At 60.7% G+C, this 23,767-nt stretch carries 23 protein-coding genes and 1 pseudogene; 18 read left to right on the top strand and 6 right to left on the bottom strand.

Going from position 1 to position 23,767, the window contains the following annotated elements:
- Positions 1-22: 22 nt before the first annotated feature.
- From Q1W70_RS27120 to Q1W70_RS27105, 4 genes are all read left to right on the top strand, one after another.
- Entirely contained in the window at positions 23-1,096 is a 1,074-nt protein-coding gene (locus Q1W70_RS27120; RefSeq protein ID WP_166591847.1) for an NAD(P)-dependent alcohol dehydrogenase, read from the top strand.
- 40 nt (positions 1,097-1,136) lie between these two features.
- A complete protein-coding gene (locus Q1W70_RS27115; protein WP_166591846.1) occupies positions 1,137-1,382 on the top strand; it encodes a hypothetical protein in 246 nt (81 codons plus the stop codon).
- A gap of 45 nt (positions 1,383-1,427) precedes the next feature.
- Positions 1,428-2,666: an MgtC/SapB family protein gene (locus Q1W70_RS27110; RefSeq protein WP_166591845.1), complete on the top strand. Its 1,239-nt coding sequence runs from the start codon at positions 1,428-1,430 to the stop codon at positions 2,664-2,666.
- 104 nt (positions 2,667-2,770) lie between these two features.
- Positions 2,771-3,694, top strand: a complete 924-nt coding sequence (locus Q1W70_RS27105) for a universal stress protein (protein WP_166591844.1) — start codon at positions 2,771-2,773, stop codon at positions 3,692-3,694.
- A 53-nt stretch (positions 3,695-3,747) separates the two neighbouring features.
- On the opposite strand, the gene Q1W70_RS27100 is transcribed toward Q1W70_RS27105, so the two are convergent.
- The gene (locus Q1W70_RS27100; protein ID WP_166591843.1) at positions 3,748-4,311 is read right to left on the bottom strand and encodes a GNAT family N-acetyltransferase; all 564 of its coding nucleotides are present in this window, start codon (positions 4,309-4,311) and stop codon (positions 3,748-3,750) included.
- A gap of 225 nt (positions 4,312-4,536) precedes the next feature.
- Between Q1W70_RS27100 and Q1W70_RS27095 the strand changes: the two are divergent.
- Positions 4,537-5,443 (top strand): annotated as a pseudogene (locus tag Q1W70_RS27095) (universal stress protein).
- Positions 5,444-5,496: 53 nt separating this feature from the next.
- Positions 5,497-6,381, top strand: coding sequence for a universal stress protein (locus tag Q1W70_RS27090; protein WP_166591841.1), 885 nt, complete (start codon positions 5,497-5,499; stop codon positions 6,379-6,381).
- Positions 6,382-6,433: 52 nt separating this feature from the next.
- On the opposite strand, the gene Q1W70_RS27085 is transcribed toward Q1W70_RS27090, so the two are convergent.
- Entirely contained in the window at positions 6,434-6,859 is a 426-nt protein-coding gene (locus Q1W70_RS27085) for a potassium channel family protein (RefSeq protein WP_166591840.1), read from the bottom strand.
- A 245-nt stretch (positions 6,860-7,104) separates the two neighbouring features.
- Here Q1W70_RS27085 and Q1W70_RS27080 point away from each other — a divergent pair, with 245 nt between their 5' ends.
- From Q1W70_RS27080 to Q1W70_RS27065, 4 genes are all read left to right on the top strand, one after another.
- On the top strand, positions 7,105-8,025 hold the full coding sequence (locus Q1W70_RS27080; RefSeq protein WP_166591839.1) for a universal stress protein: 921 nt from the start codon (positions 7,105-7,107) through the stop codon (positions 8,023-8,025).
- A gap of 98 nt (positions 8,026-8,123) precedes the next feature.
- A complete protein-coding gene (locus Q1W70_RS27075; protein ID WP_166591838.1) occupies positions 8,124-9,527 on the top strand; it encodes an MBL fold metallo-hydrolase RNA specificity domain-containing protein in 1,404 nt (467 codons plus the stop codon).
- Positions 9,528-9,556: 29 nt separating this feature from the next.
- On the top strand, positions 9,557-10,015 hold the full coding sequence (locus tag Q1W70_RS27070) for a hypothetical protein (RefSeq protein ID WP_166591837.1): 459 nt from the start codon (positions 9,557-9,559) through the stop codon (positions 10,013-10,015).
- A gap of 96 nt (positions 10,016-10,111) precedes the next feature.
- Complete coding sequence (locus tag Q1W70_RS27065; RefSeq protein ID WP_166591836.1) at positions 10,112-11,041, top strand: universal stress protein; 930 nt, start codon at positions 10,112-10,114, stop codon at positions 11,039-11,041.
- Here Q1W70_RS27065 and Q1W70_RS27060 read toward each other — a convergent pair.
- Positions 11,019-11,516 carry a BCAM0308 family protein gene (locus tag Q1W70_RS27060; protein WP_166591835.1) on the bottom strand — a complete coding sequence of 166 codons (498 nt, stop codon included), beginning with the start codon at positions 11,514-11,516 and terminating at the stop codon, positions 11,019-11,021. The genes Q1W70_RS27065 and Q1W70_RS27060 overlap by 23 nt on opposite strands.
- Before the next feature lie 321 nt (positions 11,517-11,837).
- Here Q1W70_RS27060 and groL point away from each other — a divergent pair, with 321 nt between their 5' ends.
- Positions 11,838-13,454 carry a chaperonin GroEL gene (groL, locus tag Q1W70_RS27055; protein ID WP_166591869.1) on the top strand — a complete coding sequence of 539 codons (1,617 nt, stop codon included), beginning with the start codon at positions 11,838-11,840 and terminating at the stop codon, positions 13,452-13,454.
- A gap of 21 nt (positions 13,455-13,475) precedes the next feature.
- Here the strand turns inward: groL and Q1W70_RS27050 are convergent, their stop codons facing one another.
- Positions 13,476-14,528: a phosphotransferase gene (locus Q1W70_RS27050; protein WP_302098436.1), complete on the bottom strand. Its 1,053-nt coding sequence runs from the start codon at positions 14,526-14,528 to the stop codon at positions 13,476-13,478.
- A 257-nt stretch (positions 14,529-14,785) separates the two neighbouring features.
- On the opposite strand from Q1W70_RS27050, the gene Q1W70_RS27045 reads away from it, so the two are divergent.
- The 6 genes from Q1W70_RS27045 to Q1W70_RS27020 are packed head-to-tail and all read left to right on the top strand — an operon-like array spanning position 14,786 to position 20,963.
- Positions 14,786-15,673, top strand: a complete 888-nt coding sequence (locus Q1W70_RS27045) for a universal stress protein (protein WP_166591833.1) — start codon at positions 14,786-14,788, stop codon at positions 15,671-15,673.
- Between the two features lie 9 nt (positions 15,674-15,682).
- Complete coding sequence (acsA, locus tag Q1W70_RS27040) at positions 15,683-17,542, top strand: acetate--CoA ligase (RefSeq protein WP_302098435.1); 1,860 nt, start codon at positions 15,683-15,685, stop codon at positions 17,540-17,542.
- The gene (gene pdhA, locus Q1W70_RS27035; protein ID WP_185818355.1) at positions 17,539-18,522 is read left to right on the top strand and encodes a pyruvate dehydrogenase (acetyl-transferring) E1 component subunit alpha; all 984 of its coding nucleotides are present in this window, start codon (positions 17,539-17,541) and stop codon (positions 18,520-18,522) included. The genes acsA and pdhA overlap by 4 nt, the downstream gene beginning before the upstream one ends.
- Positions 18,519-19,505: an alpha-ketoacid dehydrogenase subunit beta gene (locus Q1W70_RS27030; RefSeq protein ID WP_166591831.1), complete on the top strand. Its 987-nt coding sequence runs from the start codon at positions 18,519-18,521 to the stop codon at positions 19,503-19,505. The genes pdhA and Q1W70_RS27030 overlap by 4 nt, the downstream gene beginning before the upstream one ends.
- Positions 19,506-19,551: 46 nt before the next feature.
- The gene (locus tag Q1W70_RS27025) at positions 19,552-20,673 is read left to right on the top strand and encodes a dihydrolipoamide acetyltransferase family protein (RefSeq protein ID WP_302098434.1); all 1,122 of its coding nucleotides are present in this window, start codon (positions 19,552-19,554) and stop codon (positions 20,671-20,673) included.
- An 11-nt stretch (positions 20,674-20,684) separates the two neighbouring features.
- Positions 20,685-20,963 (top strand): acyl carrier protein, encoded by a 279-nt coding sequence (locus tag Q1W70_RS27020; protein ID WP_166591829.1) that lies wholly within the window; start codon positions 20,685-20,687, stop codon positions 20,961-20,963.
- A gap of 22 nt (positions 20,964-20,985) precedes the next feature.
- On the opposite strand, the gene Q1W70_RS27015 is transcribed toward Q1W70_RS27020, so the two are convergent.
- Together Q1W70_RS27015 and Q1W70_RS27010 are read right to left on the bottom strand one after the other, a co-directional pair.
- The gene (locus Q1W70_RS27015) at positions 20,986-21,951 is read right to left on the bottom strand and encodes a ribose-phosphate diphosphokinase (protein WP_166591828.1); all 966 of its coding nucleotides are present in this window, start codon (positions 21,949-21,951) and stop codon (positions 20,986-20,988) included.
- Between the two features lie 31 nt (positions 21,952-21,982).
- Positions 21,983-22,549, bottom strand: coding sequence for a phosphoribosyltransferase family protein (locus Q1W70_RS27010; protein ID WP_166591827.1), 567 nt, complete (start codon positions 22,547-22,549; stop codon positions 21,983-21,985).
- 296 nt (positions 22,550-22,845) lie between these two features.
- Here Q1W70_RS27010 and Q1W70_RS27005 point away from each other — a divergent pair, with 296 nt between their 5' ends.
- Complete coding sequence (locus Q1W70_RS27005) at positions 22,846-23,736, top strand: universal stress protein (protein WP_166591826.1); 891 nt, start codon at positions 22,846-22,848, stop codon at positions 23,734-23,736.
- Positions 23,737-23,767 lie beyond the last annotated feature (31 nt).

Here is a 23,767-nt window from a genome sequence, read left to right as displayed (position 1 = left end):
CATACGTTAAGGAGGCATCCCCGTGGCAACCATGAGAGCGGCGGTTTTCGTTGAAAAGAACCGGATCGTGCTGGAAGACAAGCCCGTCCCTGAGGTCGGTCCGCTGGACGCATTGGTGCGTATCACCACCACGACCATTTGCGGCACCGATGTGCACATCCTGCGTGGCGAGTACCCGGTGGCCAAAGGGTTGACCGTGGGCCATGAACCGGTTGGCGTCATCGAGCGGCTGGGCTCACAGGTGCGCGGGTTTGTCGAAGGGCAACGGGTGATCGCCGGCGCCATCACGCCCAGCGGCCAAAGTTACGCCTGCCTGTGTGGCTGCGGTTCCCAGGACGGGCCGGACACCCGCCATGGCTTTCGGGCTATCGGCGGCTGGAAGTTCGGCAACACCATCGACGGCTGCCAGGCCGAGTACGTGCTGGTCCCGGACGCACTTGCCAATTTATGCCCCATTCCCGACGGGCTCAGTGACGAGCAGGTGCTGATGTGCCCGGACATCATGTCCACCGGATTTTCCGGGGCTGAGCGGGGTGAGGTGAACATTGGCGATACCGTTGCGGTGTTTGCCCTGGGCCCCATCGGACTGTGCGCGGTCGCCGGTGCACGGCTCAAAGGCGCGACGACGATCATCGGCGTAGATGCCGTGGCCGAGCGCATGAGCGTTGCACGACAATTGGGTGCGACCCATGTCGTCAATTTCAAGGACGGCAACGTGGTCGAGCAGATCATGGCCCTGACCGATGGCCGGGGTGTCGATGTTGCCATCGAGGCCCTGGGTACCCAGGGCACGTTCGAATCGGCGTTGCGGGTGCTGCGTCCGGGGGGACGGCTCTCGAGCCTGGGCGTCTACTCCAGCGATCTGCGTATTCCCTTGGACGCCTTTGCTGCCGGGTTGGGCGATTACAGCATTGTCACGACCCTGTGCCCGGGCGGGAAGGAGCGCATGCGCCGCTTGATGGCGGTGGTGCAGAGCGGTGGTGTGGACCTGTCGCCGCTGGTGACCCACCGCTTCAAACTCGATGATATTGAAGCGGCCTATGAATTGTTTGCTCACCAACGGGACGGTGTGATGAAGGTCGCGATTACGCCGTGAGGCTATGCGCGCTGATTCTCGACGTAATACGGAGGTCGCTATGATCATTGATATCGAGGAGCAACGGGCAAGCCATTGCTGGGTCGTGTGCATGGATGACTTTAAAGTGAACTTCAACAGCCGGGGGGAAGCACAGGCATTTGTTGGCCTGCTCAAGGCCCGCATCGCGGCGCCCCATGTCTGGCCAAGTAGCGCGGGCCTGGCACATGACACACCACGCAAGCCCGGCCGGCAAACGGCTTACGTCACCAAGGGCAAGCGCGTTTGTGCCGACCCCGTGGAGTAACGATGTGGTCCAGTGCCGGGCGCCGCTCAGCCAGATGACAACCCAATGAACGGGGCCGTTGGGCTGACCGGTGCAGCTGCTGCGCTGGGGATTGGCATGCTCATCGGTCTTGAACGCGAACGGCACAAGGGGCAGGGCGAGACCCGCGCCTGTGCGGGGTTGCGGACATTCGCCATTACGGCGTTGCTGGGGTATGGGGCGATGCAAGTCGGGGGCGGCTTGCTGGTAGGCATCGTGGCCATCACCCTGGGACTACTCGTCACAGTGGCTTACTGGCGAAGCCTGAGCGACGACCCCGGCGTGACCAGCGAAGTGGCGTTGTTGACGGTGCTGGTGCTGGGAGCGTTGTGCGGCAGGAGCCCGGAGCTGGCGATCGCTATCGGCGTGGTGCTGGCCGGACTGCTGACGTATCGAGAGAAGCTTCACCACTTTGCCCGCAGCCAATTGACGGATGCGGAGCTGGGCGACGGCCTCATCCTCCTGACGGCTGCATTGGTTGTGCTGCCGTTGGCGCCTGACCGTTTCATCGGTCCCTATGCTGCGATCAATCTGCGCACTATTTGCAGCCTGACTGTATTGCTCATGGCGGTGGGAGCGGTTGGGCACATCGCCGTTCGAACCCTGGGAACCCGTTATGGCTATGCAATCAGCGCCATTGCCTCCGGATTTGCCTCCAGCATCGTGACGATCGCCGCCATGGGCCATCTTGTCGCCCGGCAACCGGAAAACATGAAGGTTCTGAGCGCCGCCGCGATCCTGTCCAATATCGCCACCGTCACTCAGGTCGGCCTGATTCTGGGGGCGGTCGACCCCGGCCTGCTGCGCCATATGTGGGGTCCCCTGACCGGCGGTGCTGGCGCAACAGTCCTGTATGGCTTGTGCCTGATCTTCCCCAAGCCGGCGTCCGGTGCCAGCCAGCCGATCAAGGTCGGGGGGGCGTTCAATCTCAAACTGGCCCTGATTGTCACCTTGACCATGACCGGCATCGCCTTTGTGTCCTCCATGATGCTCAGCTATTTCGGCCAGGTAGGCGTGATGCTGACCGCCACCTTCAGCGGTTTTGCCGATGCGCATGCCTCCACGGCCTCGATCGCCACGCTGGCCAAGTCCGGCCAGTTATCCTTCGATGCCGTTGCCGTTCCCGTGCTGATTGCGATCAGCAGCAACTCCATCAGCAAATGCGTGGTGGCGTGGGTCAGCGGCGGGCGAGGCTTCGCCGCTCATGTGATACCGGGCCAAGTGTTGCTGACACTGGCGATGTGGGCAGGCTTGTGGATTTCCTGACGGACATCGCGCACGTCACTGACAAAAATCAAATGCCCAACGCTGGCAGCGATCAATCTGTAACTCTATTACTGGATTGAAATGGCCGCGTGCCGAGGTGCCCCATGTCGCAGACTCAACGTTTACTCTTGATCGCCCCTCCAGCCATGACGCGCACCCCGGCCTTCGACCGGGCCGCGGCGTTGGCGCTGGCGATGCAAATGCCCGTGCACATCGTGGCGTTCGACTATTCACAGGCCCTGGCGGTGTCGGGATTGTTCGCCCCAGAGCAATTCGCCCTGGCGCGGGATGGCTACCTGCAAACCCATCGCCAATGGCTCGCCGATCAGGCCGCATTAATGAGCAAGCATGGCGTGGAGGCGACCAGCGAGGTGGTGTGGGTTCAGCATCCCTACGAGGAAATCCTCAACTTCATCAATGAAATGCCGCTGGCACTGATCATCAAGGATGCCCAGGAAGAGTCGGCGTTCAAGCGGGTATTTTTCACACCGCTGGATTGGCAGTTGCTGCGTGACTGTCCTGTGCCGGTGCACCTGGTGACTACGCCATTGAATGCCCGGCCGCGCAACGTAGTGGCCATCATTGATGTGCTGCGCGACGAGGAGCAGGACACGGTGTTCAACGACCAGATTATCGATGCAGCCGCCAAACTGGCCGCCATCTGTGAAGCCAATCTCGAACTGCTGCATGTCTATGACTGGACGGCTGTGTACGCCCAGGACATGGGCTTTGGTGCATTGCCGTTGGCCACCGGGCTCTATGAAATGCTGGGAAAGGCCCAGCATGAAGCGTTTTCGGCCATTGCTGAACGCCACGGCGTGCCACCGCAGTGCAGGCACTTCGTAGAGGGAGCCCCCGTGCCGAGCATTTGTGCATTTGTCGGTGAGCACGACACCGATGTCATTGTCATGGGCACGGTGCAGCACAAGGGCTTGAGCAAACTACTGGGCACCACGGCCGAGCAACTTCTGCATCGGGCGCCGTGCAGTGTGCTCGCGATCAAACCGGGAAAAATGCTGCAATCCTGAGGGATGGATCACCCCGCGATGAACCGTTGGCCGGAACATCGCGGGGCGATTTTTTACAGGTAAAGCCGGTGAATGACCTGACGGCTGTCGTCAGGGTCATTGTGCGTCTCGAAACCCAGCGCCTTGGCCAGGTCGCGCATTGGCGCATTGCTGGAGGCGTCCACCGAGTACATCTGGTGAAAGCCATTCTTGCGGGCGGCCTTGATCAGATGCTCCATCAGTAAGGTGCCCAGCCCCAGGTGGGTCCATTCATCGGCAACCGTCACGGCGCATTCACACTCATGCTCGCGGGTGGTCGCGTAACGGCTGACGCCGATCTCGATCAGTTGCCCGTTTTCATGGACCAGGGCGATGTAGGCCATACGCTGCTTGTTGTCCGTGTCCATCAACTGATTGAGCATCGCAGCACCGGGCTCATTGACCTGCGCGAGAAAGCGCATGTGCCGGGATTCGGGGGACAGCCGCTTGATGAACGCGTATTCACGGTCGCGGTCCTTTGGCGCCAGTGGCCGGATCAGCACGTGGCGCCCATCCGTGAGCGCTTCAATCCAGTGTTGCCCAGTGACCGCGGTGTAAGCCGCCGCAGCCCGATCATTGTGCTCTTTGACGTTAAGCATGGGAGTACTCCTCCAGTGCGGTTGGCAAGTCGGGAGCGCGACACAACTGCCGCGTGTGATTGCTGTTCTACACCCTTGCCCACGCCTGGATCTGATCTGGATCAGACAACCGGGACGACGGCACGGGTTGGCCTGTGCTTGATGTAAATCAAACGGCGCCCGATGAAGGCGCGCAGTCTTGAACCCTGCCGACACTCGATGGCCGGCGATGACCGGAGGTGTGTGATGGGTAAATATCAACGTTTTCTCTTGATCGCTGATCAAACTCTGCACCAGTCGCCAGCACAGACTGCGCGCCGTCGCGTTGGCCATGGAGGCCGGCGCCGTACTGGAGGTGCGAGCCTTCGTCGAACCTGCGCCGGTGGTTCATTATTGGGAAGAACAAGTCGACGATGCCGCGCAGCAGCGTTACTTGCGTCGCCACCGTCGCTGGGAGGCCGAAGAACTGGACCGCCTCAGCGACCTGGGGCTGCAGGCAACCGTCAAAACCGTCTTCACGACCCATCCGCTGCTGGACATTCTGAAGACCGTCGAGGATCTCAAGCCCGATCTGTTGATCAAGGATGTCACCCTCGAACCCGTGCTCAAGCGGGTGTTCATTACCCCACTTGATTGTCACTTGTTGCGTGAGTGCCCGATCCCGGTGCACCTGGTCAACCAGGTCCGCTACAGCTTGCCTCACCGAATTGTCGCGGCAGTGGACCCGTTCGACCCCTCGACACACATCAGCGGACTGAACGACACCATCATTCAGACGGCGAACGCCCTGGCCCTGCAATGCGATGCGCCGTTACACCTGCTGTACGCCTATGACTTATCGCCCGCGTTCAACAGCGACGCACCACTGGCCGGGGGCGGTTGGGGCGTGGACGTGATCGATGAACTGCGCCAATCCTTGCACCAGGCGTTTATTACATTGGCGCAGCGTTATGGCGTGCCACCCGAGCGCCGGCATTTCGTCATGGGCCTGCCGGTGCCGGTGATCAGTGAGTTTGTCCAGCAGTACCTGGCCGATGTCGTGGTCATGGGCACGGTGCACCGCACGGGTGTCGAGCGGTTGATCGGTAGCAACACAGAGCGCGCGCTGTACTCGGTGCCCGGCAGCATTCTGGCGGTCCGGGCCAATCGCTGACGCCTGGCCATGAGCGGTTTGCGTCGAGTTTCCCCCTCACTTGGAGATTGATCGTGAGCCAGTATCAACGTCTGTTACTGATCATCAATCCGCTGCTGCGTCATTCCCCAGCCTTGAATCATGCAGCCTCACTGGCCAAGGCCAGCGGCGCGAGTTTACATATTGCGGCGCTGATCCCCTCGCTCAAAAGGTTATCGCTGCTTGAGAAGGGCGATCGAACACTGGCACGCGAGCAATACCTGCAGGACCATCGCAGCTGGCTTGAGGCTCAGGCGCAGAACTTGCGTGGCCGGGGAATTGAGGTGACCACGCAGGTGACGTGGGCGCAGGACATCAAGCAAGACATCATCGATGACGTCACGCAGATGCAGCCCGACTTGTTGATCAAGGAAATTGACCATGCCTCAGTGCTCAAGCGGGCCTTGTTCACCCCGTTGGACTGGCATTTGTTACGTCACTGTCCGGTACCGGTTTATCTGGTGGGCGGCAGTGGCTTGGGCTTACCCCGTAAGATTGTCGCGGCCGTCGAAGTATCGGATGTCGAGTCCGCCGACGACGAACTCAATGACCGAATCATCAAGCAGGCGTGCAGCCTTGCCATGCAGTGCAACGCCGAACTGCATTTGCTCTACGCCTGCGATATTTCGGCTGTTTTCCTGGCGGACATGGATGGCCTCACGCTCGCTGACCTGACGAAAGAACTTCGCAGGGACCTGGAAAAGTCCTTCCTTCGGTTGGCAGGGCAGTTCGGTGTGCCCTCGGATCGTCGACACTTCATCGACGGGCATCCGGTCAAGGTGTTGAGTGAATTTGCTGATGAACACAACGTGGATGTGATCGTGATGGGCAGAGTCCAGTCCCATGGTTTGGACAAGCTCCTGGGCAGCACCACCGAGCATATCCTGTATCAGGTGCCCTGCTGCGTTTTGGCGGTCTAGATCCCATAGGTACAACGGTTGATGGCAACGCCTGACTCGAACGCGATAGCGACTATTTGCGTTTCCAGTATTTCTGCATTTCCAGAAACAGAAAGGAGGCAGTCCAGGTGATGAGTACCAGCCCGGTCAGCGCTTGCAGCCCGGTCAGATACTTGATGTCGCCCACCGGTGAAATATCGCCAAAGCCGATCGTCGTGTACGTGGTGAAGGAAAAGTACACGCAGTCCATCAGTGAACCGTCGAAGTTGCCCGTCAAACGGCCCCATCGACCGGCGTGCACCATGAGGTAGTAGACCAACGCGAAGCACCAGACCTCTGTTGCGTGGGCCAGCAGAGCGCCGAAGACCCCGACGACAATTCTGAAGCGGCTCCAGAGTTTGAGTCGCGGCAGCCAATCGTTCAGTCGCAGCAGGCACTCGTAGTGGATCACGACGGCAATGATGACCACCAGCATATTGATCAGCGTGACTGCCAGCATGGCAAAGCTCCAGGAGGAGGGGCGGGTAGTCGGGGCGCGTTGCCGGGCGTATGAGCTCCAGCGGTCAATGTAGTTCTACACCTCAAGGCCGGAAAAAGGTTGAGCTGAATCAACCATGGATGGACTAAGCCAGAGCGATTCGTTTCATTGTCGGCAGAGCCTGATTCGTTGATAAAAATCAGGTCCCCCCCTCGGCATGACACCCAATAATCAACGGGCAGGCAGAAACCAGGGCGAGGTACGTGATGCACAAGCTCAAACGCATTCTATTGATAGCCCCCAGCGAAATGACCCTTACCCCGGCGTTTGAGCGTGCGCATGCCTTGGCGTGTGCAACCGGGGCGTTGTTGCACATTGTCGCGTTCGATTATGTTCAAGCGTTGGCGGTAGCCGGGCTGCTGGACCACGAGGCGATGGCCCAGGCACGGGAGGGTTACTTGCAGGTGCACCGTCATTGGCTGGAGCAGCAGGCCCGGTTTTACCGGTGCGCTGGCCTGCAGGTGAGCACCGAAGTGGTCTGGGCACGGTCGAGCCTGACCAACCTGCTGGAGTACGTGAACGACTTCCGTCCGGACCTGGTGATCAAGGACACCCATTACGTGGCGGCACTTGACCGGGCCTTTCACCGGCCTCTGGACTGGCGCCTGCTGCGCGAGTGTCCGACGCCCCTGCATCTGGTGACCAATGCCAGAAATCCCAAGCCCTTGAAAATCCTGGCGGCGATCGATTTGTCCCATCTGGAAGAGCTGACCCAGGGGTTGAATGACCGAATAGTCGATCTGGCCTCTACCCTGGCGACCAGCTGCGGGGCCGAGCTGCATTTGCTCAACGTCAGTCGGTGGTCAGAATTAGGCGATGTCCCGATGAGTGTGCCGACAAGCAGCCTTGATGACAGCTTGAGGGACGCGATTGAAGATACTCAGCAAGAGGCTTTCGATGTGCTTGCCGAGCGATATTGCGTCAAGGATGCCCATCGACATCTCCTGACGGGCATTCCCCACCAGGTCATTGGCGTGTTCGCGCAGCAGCATGCCTTCGACATGGTGGTGCTGGGCACGGTTTATCACCAGGCGCCGGAACGGTTCATGGGGGATACCGTCGAGAGCCTGTTGAACCAGGCCCCGTGCAGTTTGATGATCGTCAAACCAGTGCGCTCATTCGATTGAACGAGGTGCCATCGAGCCTGCAGTTGATAAAAATCAACTGCCCTTGGGCCAAAAGGAGCGATCAATAGCGCTCCTCTGAATGTTCAAGGGCAATGGCCATGCGAATCACGTTTCTAGGTGCCGCGGGTACGGTCACGGGTAGCAAGTACCTGCTGGAGCATGGCAACCAACATCTGCTGGTCGACTGCGGCCTGTTCCAGGGCTACAAGCAACTGCGACTGCACAATCGCGACCCGTTCCAGCTTCCGGTCGGCGACCTCGATGCCATTGTCCTGACCCATGCCCATCTTGATCACAGCGGCTATCTGCCCTTACTGGTGCGCAATGGCTACCGCGGCCCGGTCTACGCCACGCCCGCGACCTGTGAGCTGGTGAAAATCCTGCTGCTGGACAGTGGCCGCCTGCAGGAAGAGGAGGCCGAGTTCGCCAATCGCCATGGCTTCTCCAAGCACAGCCCGGCGTTGCCGCTCTACACCGAGCAGGATGCCCAGCAAGCCCTGAAACTGTTGCGGCCGGTGGACCTGCACCACTGCGTAAAAATCCTCCCGGACATGACCCTGCTGTTTCGTGGCGCCGGGCATATCCTGGGCGCCGCGACGGTGGAGGTGATTGCTGGCGGCCAGACCTTGGTGTTTTCAGGGGATCTGGGGCGCCCGGACGATCCGGTGATGTTCGCTCCAGAAACGGTCGAGCAGGCGGATTTTCTGCTGGTGGAGTCTACCTACGGTGATCGTCAACATCCGGTCGAGTCGCCACAGGCGCAATTGGCCGACGTCGTCACCCGCACGGCACTGCGCCGAGGAATTACCCTGGTGCCATCGTTCGCGGTGGGGCGCGCTCAACTGCTGATGTATCACCTGTATCAATTGAAGCGCAAACGGGCGATCCCGGATATTCCCATCTACCTCAACAGCCCGATGGCCACCGATGTCACGCTGTTGTACCAGCGTTTCCGGAACGAGCACCGGTTGTCCATGGAAGACTGCGAAGGCATGTGCCATGTGGCGAAATTCGTCCACACCGTCGACGAATCGAGAGCGCTTGATCAGCAGCGCACCCCGGCGGTGATTATTGCCGCCAGCGGCATGGCGACGGGAGGACGCGTGGTCCATCACCTCAAGGCGTTGGCGCCGAATCCGGTCAACACGCTGCTGATGCCAGGCTTCCAGGCCGGGGGCACCCGTGGTGCGCAGATTATTGCCGGTGCGCCGTCGGTGCGTATCCACGGCCAGGACGTGCCGATCCGCGCCGAGGTGGTATCGATGCAGACCCTGTCCGCGCACGCCGACGCCGATGAAATCATGCAGTGGCTGCGTGGGTTCAAGCGCCCGCCCAAACATACCTTCGTCGTCCACGGGGAACCCAATGCGTCGGATGTGCTGCGCCGGCGAATCAGTCAGGAGCTGGGGTGGTCGGTGTCGGTGCCGGAGTATCGCGATAGCGTCGAACTCTCCAGCATTGACCTCCCCGCAGATGCCTCACGCGAACCCAGAACGCCATAGTCCTGATAAGGATGGCGAGAGATCCAGCCATGGCAAACCACACGCTTTTGAGCCGGTATCACGCAGTTCGGGACTGGAGCAGGGAAGCTGTGCACCAATACCTGCACTGGATGGGGCCCCTGTCCTGGAAGGGTGAGGCAACCTTCTTGCTGTCGGTCTCGATGGCACTGATGGCGGGCTACCTCACGGTGTTCAGCTTTGCCTCTCACGCGGTGCAGGATCTGGTCGACGCGTGCACCGTGCGTTTAGAGGTCGAGTTTGAAAATGCCGAGATGTATGCCCTGCCCAAAACCCTGCCTCGGTCGTTGTGTGAATGCGTGACACATTCTCTGCTCGACAAAAACGGCATGGTGCGCCTGGCCATGCTCAACCAGCACATGCTGGACCCGATGGCCCTTGAACCCGTTACGCAACAGGAAGAAGAAGCCTGCATCAAAACCCTGTGGCTGCCCCATATCGAACTGGCCAAGGGGCAGGTGAGGCCCTAGCGCCTGCGCTCAAGCCTCGCTGCCTGCGGCAGATCGTCATGCACGCCGCAGCTTCCCAAACGTCCGCGCTTTTTTCGCCATGTGCCGAGGTGTGTAATGATCCGTCCATTGCGTTTGCTGTTTCTCGCCCCCTTTTCTCAAGTGACTCACTGCCCCGGGCTCGAATTTGCGGGTGATCTGGCACGTGCCTTGGGGGTGCCGTTGCACATAGCAGCCTTCACCGATCCCCATGGCGCGGAGTCGGCCGGCCCGGTAGGGGCCGAGTGCCCCGACATCGTTCGTCAGAGCCTATTGGCGCTGCGTCACAAGTGGCTGAAAGACGAAAGCGCGCGTTTGCAGGAAAGGGGCGTGGAGGCCCATCCTGAAGTCGTCTGCGCCAGCTCCTCCGCCGCGGAGTACGCCGCCTATGCCCATCGTTTCAAGGCGGACCTGATTCTCAAGGACATGCAGGCGCGGCCGGGGGTGGCGCATTGTGGATTGTCACCCCAGGATTGGGAGCTCTTGAGCATCAGCCCGGTCTCCGTTCTTTACGTCCAACCGGGCCCGACTCAAGTCCCCGGCCGGTTTCTGGTGGCCATCGACATGGAGTTCCAGGCGAAAGCGGGCGACAGCGACAATCATTCAATCATCGAGGCCGCCAAGCACCTGGCGAGCGCCTGTGGTGCTTCATTGCATGTGATCAGCGTTTACGACAGCGATGCTCCAGATCAGGGTGACCTGTCCCGGTACGACGCCCGCAAGCAGGCTTTCGATGATTTCGCCAGTGCGCATGGGATTGCCCGTGAACATCGGCATTTCATTCCCGGGGCCCCAGCGAATGCCATTTGTGCCTACCTGCAGCGCAGTCCCTACAACCTGCTGGTCATCGGCGCGGCCAATCACCATCTGCTGTCTTCGGGCATTGGGTTGACGGCTGAAGGGATTCTCGACAATGCCGGTTGCAGCGTCCTGGCAATCAAGCTCCCCGTTGAGGCCGCGCCCATTCAGGCAACCGAGCCCGGTGCTATTCGTCACGCGTCCAGTTGACGCTCAAGCCGTACGTATCGTCGCCATACTGGTAATCGGCCTTCCCTTTGAACGCGGCTTCCAGGGCATGGCCCAGGCGGTTGGCGAGGTGGATACCGGTGGTGGTCACGATCAGATCAGCCGCTGAGTCGCCGAGATGGATAATGCGTTCCAGGGCATGTTCGGCGTTTTCTTTCTTTTCGGTGTTTTCGATCAGGTGGATGATCTCGTTTCGATGCTTGAGCAAGAAGTTTCCCGACAGCGTCACCGTCGCCGCTGGCATCTGGTCTTCGATCCGTCGGCAGGCTGGGCACGTCACAGTGTGCGCATCATGAATGACCGTGCTTTCCGGATGTTTCCAGGTCCAGTTCCCGGCTTGGTAGACCGCGCTGCACTGCGGGCAGATGGCAGATCCTTCAACCCGCGGCAGCTTATAGGGGTCGTGGGTGGATGATTTGAACAGTTTGTCTTTTTGACTCTGCTGAAACTTGTCCATGGCTACTTTCCTTGCACGTGAAATGGGAAAGATCTGACCGGTTACCGTGACCGAAAAAGAGATCGCTTGCTCTTTCAGCCCGCTGGGAACACCTCGTTTTTCGCCTTTTCATTTGGACTCGGTTTGGTGCTCCACGAATTGATTTTTATCAATGCGTGGACATGAACTGACAGCCGGTCACGCCTGCGGTGCGTGCTTTTTTTTGGGTGGCCTGGGCGCGAGGGCGTTGTCGGTTTGTTGATAAAAGTCAACGTCCCTGGGGCCACTTCAGAGAAGCTGAAAAAACGCACCTGTTGTAAAACTGGCCGGGAGAGTTCCCTGATGGCTCACACTAAAATCGTGTTCCGAGCGGCCGCTCGCGAAAAAATCCTGAGTGGCGCCACACAGTTGGCGGATGCCATACGCGTAACGCTGGGGCCGAAATCCAAATCGGTACTGATCCAGAATAAATGGGGCAATCCGACCGTCTGCAATGATGGCGTCACGATCGCCAAACGCATTGACCTGCTCGACCCCGAGGAAAACCTGGGCGCGCAGATGCTGCGTCAGGCGGCCGAGCGCACAGGCGACGCGGTAGGGGACGGGACCAGCACATCGACTGTTCTGGCCCATGCCATCCTGGCCGATGGCATCCGCAACGTCGTCGCCGGTGCCAGTGCGATCGACCTCAAGCGCGGCCTGGATCGTGGCCTGTTGCTGGTCGTCCAATCCCTCGTAGCGCAGTCGCGCCCGGTCAGCACGCCCAAGGAAAAGGCCCAGGTCGCCACGCTGTCGGCGCATAACGATGCGGTGATCGGTCAACTGGTGGCAGACGCCCTGGAAAAGGTCGGCGTGGAAGGCGTCGTCAGTGTCGAGGAATCCAAGACCACCGAAACAGTGGTCGAGGTCATGGAAGGCATGCGGTTTGACCGGGGTTATGTCTCACCCTATTTCGTCACTGATGCCGAGAAGATGCAGGTCGAGCTCGATGACGCCTACTTGCTGCTCTGTGACCATAAGATCGGCGCACTCAAAGACTTGCTTCCCGTGCTTGAGCTCGTTGCCAAAAGCGGGCAACCCCTGGTGTTGATCGCAGATGACATCGAAGGTGAGGCGCTGACAACACTGGTTGTCAACCAGATACGGGGGGTACTGCGAGCGGTGGCGATCAAGGCGCCGGGCTTTGGGGATCGGCGCAAGGAAATGCTCCAGGACATGGCCGTTCTGACGGGGGCGACGGTGGTTTCCAACGAACTGGGCGTCCCCCTTGAACAGGTGCAACTGAGTCAGTTGGGACGGGCCCATCGAGTCGTGGTGCAAAAAGACAGCACGGCACTGATAGGGGGCGCCGGTACGCGCGAGGCCATCGAGGCGCGTTTGCAGCAGATCCGTGGGCAAGTAGACAGCACCACCAGCGATTACGACCGTGAAAAGCTTCAGGAACGGCTGGCCCGGCTCTCGGGCGGTGTCGCGGTGATCCGCGTCGGGGCGCCTTCCGAAGCGGAAATGAAGGCGCGCAAGGATGCACTCGATGACGCCATATCGGCGACCCGTGCGGCGATTGCCGAAGGCATTGTGCCGGGAGGCGGGCTTGCGCTGCTCAAGGCCGTCCCGCTTATCGCTGCCGAAGAGGCCCGTCATGAGGGGGATACCAGAACCGGCCTGCAGATTCTTCGCCGGGCGCTGGAGGCGCCGGCCAGACTCATCGCTGAAAATTCGGCCGTCGACGCCGGCGTCGTGGTGGCCCGCATGCTTGCCGAACCCGCGAACATTGGCTTCGATGCGTCTGCCAACAACTACGTCGACATGTTCGAAGCGGGCATCATTGATCCGACCAAGGTGGTGCGTATTGCCCTCGAAAATGCGGTGTCAGTCGCCAGTATCTTGCTGCTGACCGAGGCAACCATGACGGATATCCCCGAGAAAGAGTCAGCGGCCCAACCTCCTTTCCCGGAATGAAACGCCCATGTTGAGCAACGCTCAGGTATAGGAAGCCGCCTCGGTCATCGCCAGGTGATTGAGGATCGGGTTTTCGCCGTGCAAGTAACTCAGCGCCTGGTGCATCAATTGCAGGGCCTTTTCTTTTTTCTCGTATCGCTTGGCCGGATCGGCCTGACGTAGCGCGGCACCCGCGAGAGAAAAACAGCGCGTGGCCGCACGCAAGGACAGGAACAACGCCAAGGGTTTGCAATCTTGCGCTCCACCACTGTGGTTGATGTAACTGGACAACAGGCGTGCGCTCAACCTGTTCAGCCCATGGTGCTGAAGATCCATCAGTACAAAAGCCAGGTCGTAGAGCACATCGATGCAGGCAATCCGCTCACTGAATTCAATGCCATCAAAGAGTGTTGGTTGACCGTCGAGCAGGCAGATGTTGGCCAGGCGCATATCACCATGGCAGCGGCGAACGCGGCCCGCGCGACGGCGCTCTTCCAGGCAATCGGTCAACGACTTCAACAGGGTCCGGGAGGTGTGAGCAATGGCGGTGACGGCCGCGGCGTCGAGGACAGGGATATAACGCGACATTTCCCTTTGGTTCTTCTCGATTTCTTCATACAGGTCCGAGAGGCGACCGAAAGCAGGGGTGATTTGCGCATTGGCATGAAAGCGGGCGATCTCGGCCCCCAACTGTTCCATCATCGGTTTAGTCAGGCGCCCTTCAACGGCCATGCGGTCAAACAGCCGATCCTGAGCAAAACGGCGCATCACCACGAGCCAGTCAACCACGTGCCCGCAACCGTTGAGCGCCAACCGGCCCTCGGCCTGGCGAGTGATCGGCAGCAGGTGCAAGTACAGCGTCGGCGCTGTTCGCCGATTGAGTAACAACTCGGCCTGACAGGCCATTTTTCGGTTTTTCAGGCTGAGGAAGTCCAGCTCGGCAAACGCCACGGCGCGTTTGAGTTTGTAGGCGCGGTCGGCCTGCAGAAAAATCACCGAACCATGGGTCTCGATCCGTTGCACTGGCTCATTTGAAGTGCCGTAGCTGGACGGCCTGGAGAGAAAGGCAATCACCTCGTCTTGCAGGTTGTTCATTCTCGTCTCCACGCCCGCAGCGGACTTTTCGGCAGTCTGAAGGAGGGCTAAGCGCGGTGATTGATATTGATCAAGTGCGCTGGAATGAAACGCTGCCCGTTTGCGGGCCTCACACCGGTTTTTGATATTTATCAACGTCGGGCATCGTCCAGCGGAGCAGCCTGAATCAACGCTGGTGCTGGGCCGGCGTGGACGCAACGGCCGAGCCCTAAGAGGGTTGGCGGCAAGCGTTGAAGCCCTCTGCCTGGAGCCAGAACATGAGCCAGTATCAACGGCTGTTACTCATCACCCACCTGGCCCTGCGCCATTCTCCGGCAATCGACCAGGCGGCAGCCCTGGCCCAGGCCAGCGGTGCACGTTTGCACATTGCGGTGTTGATTCCGACGTTGAAATTGTTGTCGTTGCTCGAAACCGGCGACCGGGACAAGGCGCGGGAGCGTTACCTGCAGGACCATCGCGACTGGCTGGCGGACCAGGCCAGCACACTGCGCAGCAGAGGGCTCGAGGTGAGCACCGAGGTGGCGTGGGCTGATGACATGGAGCAGGACATCCTGGATCACGTCAACGCGTTGCAGCCCGACCTGTTGATCAAGGAAATCCAGCATGAGTCAGTGTTCAAACGCACATTTTTCACGCCGCTGGACTGGCACTTGCTGCGCCATTGTCCGATACCGGTTTATCTGGTGGGCGGGACTCACCATACCCTGCCGCGCAAGATCGTGGCGGCGGTCGACGCCTCGGCGGGGCAGCCGGAAAACAGCGAGCTGAATGAGCGCATCATCCGCCAGGCCTGCAGTCTCGCCATCCAGTGTGATGCCGACTTGCACCTGCTGTATGCCTACGACATTTCGCAGGACTACCTGGAGGAATTGGGCGATGGCTTGAAACTGTCAGCGCTGAACAAGGGACTGCGCAAAGCGCTGGAAAAATCATTTGTGGAACTCTCCGGTCGGTACGGCGTGCCCGCTAACCGCCGGCATTTCATTCTGGGGCAGCCGGTCTCGGCACTGTGCGAGTTCGCCGACAAGCACCAGGTGGATGTCATCGTGATGGGCAGAGTCCAGTACCAGGGGATGGAGAAACTGCTGGGCAGCACCACCGAACATATTCTCTATCAGGTGCCCTGCAGCGTACTGGCGGTCTAGGGACGGCCGATGACGACTACCGACAACGACGGGCCAGCGCGGCGCCAGCCATTGCCAGGCCGGGTCGCGGGCTCTGCTCAACAGTTCGCTACTCCAGGGGGCATCATGCATCGGGCGATCCTCAAGAAAAATCTGGCCGACTTGCCGTTAACGCCGAACTGGCTTGATAGCGTGCAGGCTCGGGAGGCCTTTTCCTGGCAGGTGCAAGCCCATGCCCTGGCGGGTTTGCCGGGCGGTGGTTTGAACCTCGCGTATGAGGCCGTGGATCGGCATGCGCAGGGGGCGCATCGACGGCATACGGCATTGCGCATTCTTGATCGCAATGGAGGTGGTTGCGACATCAGTTACGGCGAACTGAGCACCTTGAGCAACCGATTTGCCAGTGTCTTGAAGACGCTGGGCGTGAGGCCCGGCGAACGGGTATTCGTACTCTGTGGCCGGGGGCTGGAACTCTATCTTGGCGTGCTCGGCGGCCTGAAACTCGGTTGCGTGGTGTCGCCATTGTTCTGTGCGTTCGGCCCGCAACCCATTGAAACGCGTATGCGTCTGGGCGAAGGCAGTGTGTTGCTGACCAGCGCAGCCCTCTACCGGCGCAAGGTTGCGGCCATTCGCGAGCGTTTGCCGGCACTCAAGCATGTGTTGCTGTTTGACGATCAGGGTGGGGACACGGCACAGATCGAGGGGACGCTGAACCTGCATCAGTTGCTGGCGCAGGCAGACGAGGCGTTCACCGTTGCCGGTACGACAGCCGACAGCCCCGCACTTTTACACTTCACCAGCGGTACGACGGGCACCCCAAAAGGCGTACTGCATGTCCATGGCGCGGTGCTGACCCACTACGTCACCGGAAAATACGCCTTGGACCTGCACCCCGATGATGTCTTTTGGTGCAGTGCGGATCCGGGGTGGGTGACCGGCACGTCCTATGGGATCTTTGCCCCGCTGTTGCTGGGCGTCACCAGTGTGGTGGAGGGCAATGAATTCGATGCCGAGCGTTGGTACCGGATACTTGAGCAGCAACAGGTAACCGTCTGGTACACGGCGCCGACGGCCATTCGACTCCTGATGAAAGCCGGTGCAGCGTTGGCGCGCAGTCATCATTTTCCGAGCCTGCGGTTTATTGCCAGTGTCGGCGAGCCGCTGAATCCCGAGGCGGTCTGGTGGGGCAAAGAGGTGCTTGGGCTGCCGATCCACGACAATTGGTGGCAGACCGAAACCGGCGGCATCATGATTGCCAACACGGTGGCCATGCCCATCAAGCCCGGTTCCATGGGGAAGCCGCTGCCGGGGGTCGAGGCGGCGGTTGTCACCAGAGCACAAGGCCAAGCGCTGGTGTTTCTGGGTGACAACGAGGTCGGTGACCTTGCCTTGAAACAGCCCTGGCCTGCCATGTTCCGCGCCTACCTGGGGCAGGAGGAGCGTTATCGTCACTGCTTTGTCGGTGAGTGGTACCTGAGCGGCGATCTTGTGCGCCGCGATGCCGATGGTTACTACTGGTTCATTGGACGCAGCGACGATGTCATCAAGTCGGCCGGGCACCTGATCGGTCCGTTTGAAGTGGAAAGCTCCCTCATGGAACATCCGGCCGTGGCCGAAGCCGCGGTGATTGGCAAACCCGATCCATTGCTGGGCGAAACCGTGAAGGCCTTTGTTTCACTCAAGCATGGCTTCGCTGCCAGCCAGGCCCTGCACGACGAATTGCTCGGCCATGGTCGCAAGCGCCTTGGGGCCGTCGTTGCGCCCAAGGAACTGGAATTTGTCGAAGCGCTTCCACGCACCCGTAGCGGAAAACTGATGCGCCGTCTGCTCAAGGCCCGGGAACTGGGTTTGCCTGAAGGCGATACGTCCAGCCTGGAGCGCCCGTCATGAGCCTGCCGGCACGGTCCCAGGGCATTGCACTCGACTTGCTACGGGACATGGTGCGTATCCGTCGTCTTGAAGAACGGGCTGGCGAATTGTACGGGGAGGGCAAGATTCGCGGCTTTGTGCACTTGTACATTGGTGAAGAAGCGGTTGCCGTCGGCGTTCTCCATGCCCTGGCAGCCGACGATGCGGTGGTCGCTACCTACCGCGAACATGGCCACGCCCTGATCAAGGGCGTCTGCATGAATGCAATCATGGCCGAGATGTATGGACGCCAGGAAGGATGCTCGCGCGGGCGTGGCGGCTCGATGCACCTGTTTGATGCCGCGGCACGATTCTTCGGCGGCAATGCCATCGTGGCGGGTGGCTTGCCCCTGACGGTCGGCCTGGCGCTGGCTGAACGTCTGCAACGTGGGTCGCGTCTCTGTGCCTGTTTTTTTGGTGAGGGCGCGATGGCGGAAGGGGCGTTTCATGAGTCCATCAACCTGGCCGCCTTGTGGCAACTGCCGATGCTGTTCTGCTGCGAAAACAACCTCTATGCCATGGGAACAGCCCTGGACCGTTCGCAGTCGCAAACGGACCTGTGTGCGAAAGCCTCGGCATACAACGTCGCTGCCCGGTCCGTCGATGGCATGGACGTGATCGCGGTGCATGAAGCCACGTGTGAGGCGGTTGAACACATCCGCGCAGGGCATGGGCCGTTTTTTCTGGAGTGTCGCACCTATCGGTTTCGCGCCCACTCGATGTTCGACCCACAGTTGTACCGTGACCAGGACGAGGTGGAGCGATGGAAGACCCATGGGCCGATCCATACCTACAGTGCCCGGCTCAAGGCCGAAGGTCTTTTGGACGAACCCGGGTTTCTGGCGATCCTGGCCCAGGTGGACGCTGAAGTGGAAGCTGCGGTGACGTATGCCGAAAACGGTAGCCTGGAGCCGCTCGAGGCGTTGTCTCGCGATGTCTACACCCCAAGGGCGGCGCCATGAGCATTCGGCTGACCTATCGTGAAGCGCTGCGCGAGGCCATGCGTGAGGCGCTCCAGCGCGACCCGCGGGTATTTCTGATGGGCGAAGACGTCGGTCGCTACGGTGGCAGTTATGCCGTCTCACTGGGGTTGCTTGAGGCGTTCGGCCCCGAGCGCATTCGAGATGCGCCATTGTCTGAATTGGGTTTTGTGGGCGCCGGTATCGGGGCAGCATTGGGGGGCATGCGGCCGATTGTCGAAATCATGACCGTGAACTTCAGCCTGCTCGCCCTCGATCCGTTGATCAATACGGCTGCAGCCTTGAGGCACATGTCCGGTGGACAGTTCTCTGTGCCCTTGGTGGTGCGCATGGCGACAGGCGCCGGCCGCCAACTCGCCGCGCAACACTCCCACAGCCTGGAGGGCTGGTATGCCCATATCCCGGGGCTCAGAATCCTCGCTCCGGCGACCGTCGAAGACGCGCGCGGCATGCTCTGGCCAGCGCTGCTGGATCCGGATCCGGTACTGATATTCGAACACGCCCAGCTGTACAACCTGGAGGGTGACACCGGTGAGTGGGAGACGCTGGACATCTGTTGCGCCAAGGTCCGCCGGCCCGGCAAGGACCTGACCCTGATCACTTACGGCGGCACACTCGGCAAATGCCTGGCGGCTGCGCAGGAACTGGCCGGGCAGGGCATTGATTGCGAAGTCATCGACCTGCGAGTCCTGCGGCCTCTGGATGACAAGACGCTGATGGCTTCCGTCTGCAAGACCCGTCGCGCCCTGGTGGTCGACGAGGGGTGGCGCAGCGGCAGCCTGTCCGCCGAGATCATTACGCGGATCATGGAGCAAGTTTTTTACGAGCTGGATGCTCCGCCGGCGCGGGTGTGCAGCGCCGAGGTGCCGATACCTTATCCCCGGCATCTGGAAGAGGCCGCCCTGCCACAGGTGTCGACGATCGTCGCGGCCGCTCATCGACTCTGCGAGGGGGCATCAGGATGAACGCAATGACACGGCGCATTCGAGTATCGGACCAGGAGGCTCGACGATGATCGAATTCAAGTTGCCCTCCCTGGGGGCTGATATGGATGAAGGCACGTTGCTGGAATGGAAAGTCCATCCCGGTGATGGGGTCAAGCCCGGTCAGGTGATTGCCGTCGTCGATACCGCCAAGGCCGCCATCGACGTCGAGTGCTGGCATGAGGGTACGGTGGCGCAACTGCTGATCGATGTCGGCGCCAAAGTGCCTGTTGGGACAGTCATCGCCCGGTTGCTGGAACCAGGCGAGAATCCGCAACATGCGCGACGAACAACACCAACGACGCAGCCGTTGCTGATCGAAGCGCAAGCCCCGGCCGGCCGACGCCTGCGGATTTCTCCAGCGGCGCGCAAGCGTGCCGCCGAGTTAGGGCTCAGTACCGATGATTTGCAAGACCATGGCCCACAGGGTGCCATTACCCTGGAGGACATCGAAACCGCCGCCCGTGTGACGCACCCTCAGGACCCCGACCAATCCATGCGCCAGACCATCGCGGCGGCCATGAGTCGGTCAAAACGCGAGATTCCCCATTACTACCTCAGCGAAACCATCGCCCTGGATACCGCGATGGCCTGGCTGCAGGCACACAACGCGCAAAGCACACTTCAGGAGCGCCTGCTGCCCAATGTCCTGCTGCTCAAGGCGGTGGCTCTTGCCTTGCGCGACTATCCGCAGCTCAATGGCTTCTGGCGGGATAACGCCTTCACGCCCGCACTCGATACCGACCTCGGGGTAGCGATCACCTTGCGCCACGGTGGCCTGGTTGCGCCGGTTCTGCACCATGTGGCGGACACCTCGCTGACTCATTTAATGAGTGAACTGGCCAGCCTGGTCGAGCGCGCCCGTGGCGGGTCCCTGCGCAGCTCCGAGCTGGGAGGCGCCGGGATCACGGTCACACAACTGGGTGACCAGGGCGTAGACAGCGTATTGGGGGTGATCTACCCACCCCAGGTTGCCTTGGTCGGTTTCGGTCGTATCAGTGAACGGCCCTGGGTGAAAGATGGCCAGCTGTGTGTCATGCCGACGGTCATTTGCAGTTTGTCGGCCGATCATCGTGTCAGTGACGGTCATTACGGTGCACGCTTTCTCGGCGAAGTCCGTCGCTTATTGCAGACGCCAGAGGCACTTTGAGGAGAGGACAGATGGACCGGCAAATGATCCGCCATGAGGTATTGCGCGCCTTGAAAGGCATTGCCCCGGAACTTGAAATCGAGCAACTGCGCGCTGATCGCTCATTGCGCGAAGAGGTTGATCTGGATTCGATGGATTGGCTGCGTTTGCTCGAGGCCCTGAATCGGAGTCTGGGCATTGCAATTGCTGAAAGCGACTACCAACACGTGGACACCCTGGACAAGCTCATCACCTATCTGGCGCAACAGGTGAGTGCCAGCCCACACGAACCTTCGGACCGTCAGGGATGAAGCGCGGCGTCCCTCAACCCGCTCAGGCGTGATCAAAAGCGCCATTTTCTGCCAGAAAGGTGGCAACCAGGGCCGTGCTGTCCAGTACCCGCAACTGACGGGTGACGGCGTCAGGGGGCAGGCGAAACGGCGGCACGGTGTCGGTGATCGCGATGTGTTCGAAGATTGGCGAGTCGAACAGTTGGCCACCCGCCGTAAACAACCCATGGGTGGCGGCGGCGAACAAGCGTCCGGCGCCGGCCTTCTGGCAGGCATGGCCGGCATGCTTGAGCGTGTCCCCCGTGCTGATCAGGTCATCGAAAACAATGGCCGTCTTGCCGGCGACATCGCCAACCAGGAGGCTGCCGGTCAGCGTGGTATGGGCCCGGTGTTTTTCCATCAAGGCGCTGCCGACCGGGCGGCCCAGTTGCTGCTCCAGGGCCTGACGAAACTGCTCGGCGCGCTTGATGCCCCCCGAGTCCGGGGAAACCGCAACCACGTCGGCGTCGCCGACCACCTTGGCGAAATGCTCGGCGAACAGTTGCGCGCACGGCAGGTTCCACGCCGGCAGGCGAAACGCGTTGTCGAACGCCGCCGGATTGTGCACCTCCAGGGTGATCAGGCGATCCACGCCACTGACTTCAAAAAAGTTCGCCACGTAACGCGTAATGGTCGGATCCTGAGGCTGACTGCGGCGATCCTTGCGCCCGTAGCAGAGGTAGGGTGTCACCACTTGAATGTGGCGAGCGCCCGCGTCCTTGAGTGCGCCGCAGAAAAACAGCAGACGACACAGCTTATCGTTGGCGCTCTGTCCGCCATCCCCATACAAGGCGTGGAACACCACGACCTCGCGGCCGTTGACCGGATCCAGCGGGCGGCATTTATGCTCACCGTCTTCATAGTCACGCTCCTCATGGCGCGCCAATGGGCAGCCAAGCCGTTGCGCCACACGCAGGGCGTAGGACTCGCTGCCTTGCAGGGCAAAAAGAAGCGGGGGCAGGGTGAGCATGCAGGACTCCTTGGTCGCCGACCTTCGTTCGTTAGCGGGCGGCGCCATGGCGCACAACTTCAATGCAAAACGCCTGTTCGAAGGGCGGCACGTTACATTCGACGATGTCGGCGGCAGCGACTTGCAGGTGCACGCCGACAATGTCGGCGCGGATCGGTTGCTGGCAGGTATGCCGGTCGACCAATACGGCAGTGTAGACCCGCCGCGCGCCCAGTTGCGCCAGATACGCGCACGTACGCAGCAGCGAATGGCCTTCGAACAGCACGTCATCGACCACCAGCAGCGTGGTATTGGCCAGGTCCACCCGGTCCAGCGCCGGGTTTTCGGTCAGTTGCGTGTAATCATGCAGCACCTGCAAGTCGTCGGCGTAGCGCTTGACCTTCAGCGGGTAAAGCGGCAGTTCCGGCTGGCCGGTCTGATGCGCCATGTACTGGCGCAACCGTTGAGCCAGCGGTTCGCCCCGGCGCTGGATGCCAATCAGTGCCGCGTGACCTGGGGGCAGCAGGGTACTGGCCTTGCGCGCCATCACCTGCAGCACGTCATCGAGCTCTTTGCTGTCATACAGGCGCACCCGCTGACTGGCCAATAGGATCGTCATTGCCTTCTCCTGTCACCGCGCCTTGCGCGTGCGCTTTCGCTCAATGTAGACCGCCAGGCTGGGGCGCGATTGACATTGATCAAAGATCAAATCAAACGTCGATGGCTTGAGGCCTGCGTATGCCCGACCACTGCCGGTGGGCATGGGCATGTCTTGCGCACGCATTTGACATAAATCAACGCCAGGGCCACCTCGACAGAGGATTCTGAATGGGCAACGAAGGTGCCTGATCCCGCGGCGAACACGACAGTGGCCCACGGGCGGCGGCAAGCGTGCAAGCCCCCTGGAGTCCGATCATGAGCCAGTACCGACGGTTATTGCTGATCATCAACCCGACCCTGCGCCAATCCCAAGCCATGAACCATGCGGGCGCCCTGGCCAAGACCTGCGGTGCAAGCTTGCACATCGCCGCCTTGATCCCTCCCTGGAAACTGTTGTCGCTGCTCGAAGAGGGTGATCGGGAAGAGGCTCGCGAAGGTTTCCTGCAAGACCATCGCGACTGGTTGAAGTATCAGGTGAGCCAACTGCGCGACAGCGGCATCGAGGTGACTTCAGAGGTCACCTGGGCCGACGACATTCAGCAAGACATCCTCGATCGCGTGGCAGACCTGCAGCCCGACCTGCTGATCAAGCAAGTGCAGCGCGAGTCGGCACTGCGGCGCGCCTTCTTCACCCCCCTGGACTGGCGCTTGCTGCGTCACTGCCCGACGCCGGTCTATCTGCTTGGCGAAGGTCATCTTGCCTTGCCGCGCAAGGTCGTGGCGGCAGTTGATGTTTCCAATACCCTGGCGCCGAACAGCGAGATCAATGAGCGGATCATCCAGCAGGCGTCCAGCTTCGCCCTACAGTGTGAGGCCGAGTTGCACTTGCTGTACGCCTGTGACATTTCCTCCCTGTACCTGGGCGATATGGGCGGCGCGGGCTTGGCGCTTCCAGACCTCGGCAGGCAATTGCTCAACGCACATGAACACTCATTCCTCATGCTCGCCGAGCGTTATGGCGTGCCCGCTGACCGACGGCATTTCATTGAGGGGCACCCTGTCTCGGTGCTCGATACGTTTGCCGATGAGCAGCACATGGATGTGATTGTGATGGGCAGAGTCCAATCGCACGGCCTGGACAAGCTGCTGGGCAGCACGACCGAACATATCCTGTACCAGGTGCCGTGCAGCGTGTTGGCGGTCTAGAGCGGTCGGGCCACCTGATACGAAACGCCAG

The organism is Pseudomonas kielensis (assembly GCF_030505375.1).
GTDB classification, from domain to species: domain Bacteria; phylum Pseudomonadota; class Gammaproteobacteria; order Pseudomonadales; family Pseudomonadaceae; genus Aquipseudomonas; species Aquipseudomonas kielensis.
The sequence above is the reverse complement of the archived record's forward strand: the minus strand, read 5'-3'. Positions and strand labels throughout refer to the sequence as shown.

Excerpts from the sequence above, each read along its gene's own strand:
- Q1W70_RS27100 (WP_166591843.1), bottom strand. The coding sequence starts at position 4,311 with ATGCTTAACGTCAAAGAGCACAATGATCGGGCTGCGGCGGCTTACACC.
- Q1W70_RS27070 (WP_166591837.1), top strand. The coding sequence starts at position 9,557 with ATGGCAAACCACACGCTTTTGAGCCGGTATCACGCAGTTCGGGACTGG.
- Q1W70_RS27045 (WP_166591833.1), top strand. The coding sequence starts at position 14,786 with ATGAGCCAGTATCAACGGCTGTTACTCATCACCCACCTGGCCCTGCGC.
- acsA (WP_302098435.1), top strand. The coding sequence starts at position 15,683 with ATGACGACTACCGACAACGACGGGCCAGCGCGGCGCCAGCCATTGCCA.
- Q1W70_RS27085 (WP_166591840.1), bottom strand. The coding sequence starts at position 6,859 with ATGCTGGCAGTCACGCTGATCAATATGCTGGTGGTCATCATTGCCGTC.
- Q1W70_RS27110 (WP_166591845.1), top strand. The coding sequence starts at position 1,428 with ATGAACGGGGCCGTTGGGCTGACCGGTGCAGCTGCTGCGCTGGGGATT.
- Q1W70_RS27010 (WP_166591827.1), bottom strand. The coding sequence starts at position 22,549 with ATGACGATCCTATTGGCCAGTCAGCGGGTGCGCCTGTATGACAGCAAA.
- Q1W70_RS27075 (WP_166591838.1), top strand. The coding sequence starts at position 8,124 with ATGCGAATCACGTTTCTAGGTGCCGCGGGTACGGTCACGGGTAGCAAG.
- pdhA (WP_185818355.1), top strand. The coding sequence starts at position 17,539 with ATGAGCCTGCCGGCACGGTCCCAGGGCATTGCACTCGACTTGCTACGG.
- Q1W70_RS27060 (WP_166591835.1), bottom strand. The coding sequence starts at position 11,516 with ATGGACAAGTTTCAGCAGAGTCAAAAAGACAAACTGTTCAAATCATCC.
- Q1W70_RS27065 (WP_166591836.1), top strand. The coding sequence starts at position 10,112 with ATGATCCGTCCATTGCGTTTGCTGTTTCTCGCCCCCTTTTCTCAAGTG.
- Q1W70_RS27115 (WP_166591846.1), top strand. The coding sequence starts at position 1,137 with ATGATCATTGATATCGAGGAGCAACGGGCAAGCCATTGCTGGGTCGTG.
- Q1W70_RS27080 (WP_166591839.1), top strand. The coding sequence starts at position 7,105 with ATGCACAAGCTCAAACGCATTCTATTGATAGCCCCCAGCGAAATGACC.
- Q1W70_RS27025 (WP_302098434.1), top strand. The coding sequence starts at position 19,552 with ATGATCGAATTCAAGTTGCCCTCCCTGGGGGCTGATATGGATGAAGGC.
- Q1W70_RS27030 (WP_166591831.1), top strand. The coding sequence starts at position 18,519 with ATGAGCATTCGGCTGACCTATCGTGAAGCGCTGCGCGAGGCCATGCGT.
- Q1W70_RS27050 (WP_302098436.1), bottom strand. The coding sequence starts at position 14,528 with ATGAACAACCTGCAAGACGAGGTGATTGCCTTTCTCTCCAGGCCGTCC.
- Q1W70_RS27015 (WP_166591828.1), bottom strand. The coding sequence starts at position 21,951 with ATGCTCACCCTGCCCCCGCTTCTTTTTGCCCTGCAAGGCAGCGAGTCC.
- groL (WP_166591869.1), top strand. The coding sequence starts at position 11,838 with ATGGCTCACACTAAAATCGTGTTCCGAGCGGCCGCTCGCGAAAAAATC.
- Q1W70_RS27005 (WP_166591826.1), top strand. The coding sequence starts at position 22,846 with ATGAGCCAGTACCGACGGTTATTGCTGATCATCAACCCGACCCTGCGC.
- Q1W70_RS27020 (WP_166591829.1), top strand. The coding sequence starts at position 20,685 with ATGGACCGGCAAATGATCCGCCATGAGGTATTGCGCGCCTTGAAAGGC.
- Q1W70_RS27105 (WP_166591844.1), top strand. The coding sequence starts at position 2,771 with ATGTCGCAGACTCAACGTTTACTCTTGATCGCCCCTCCAGCCATGACG.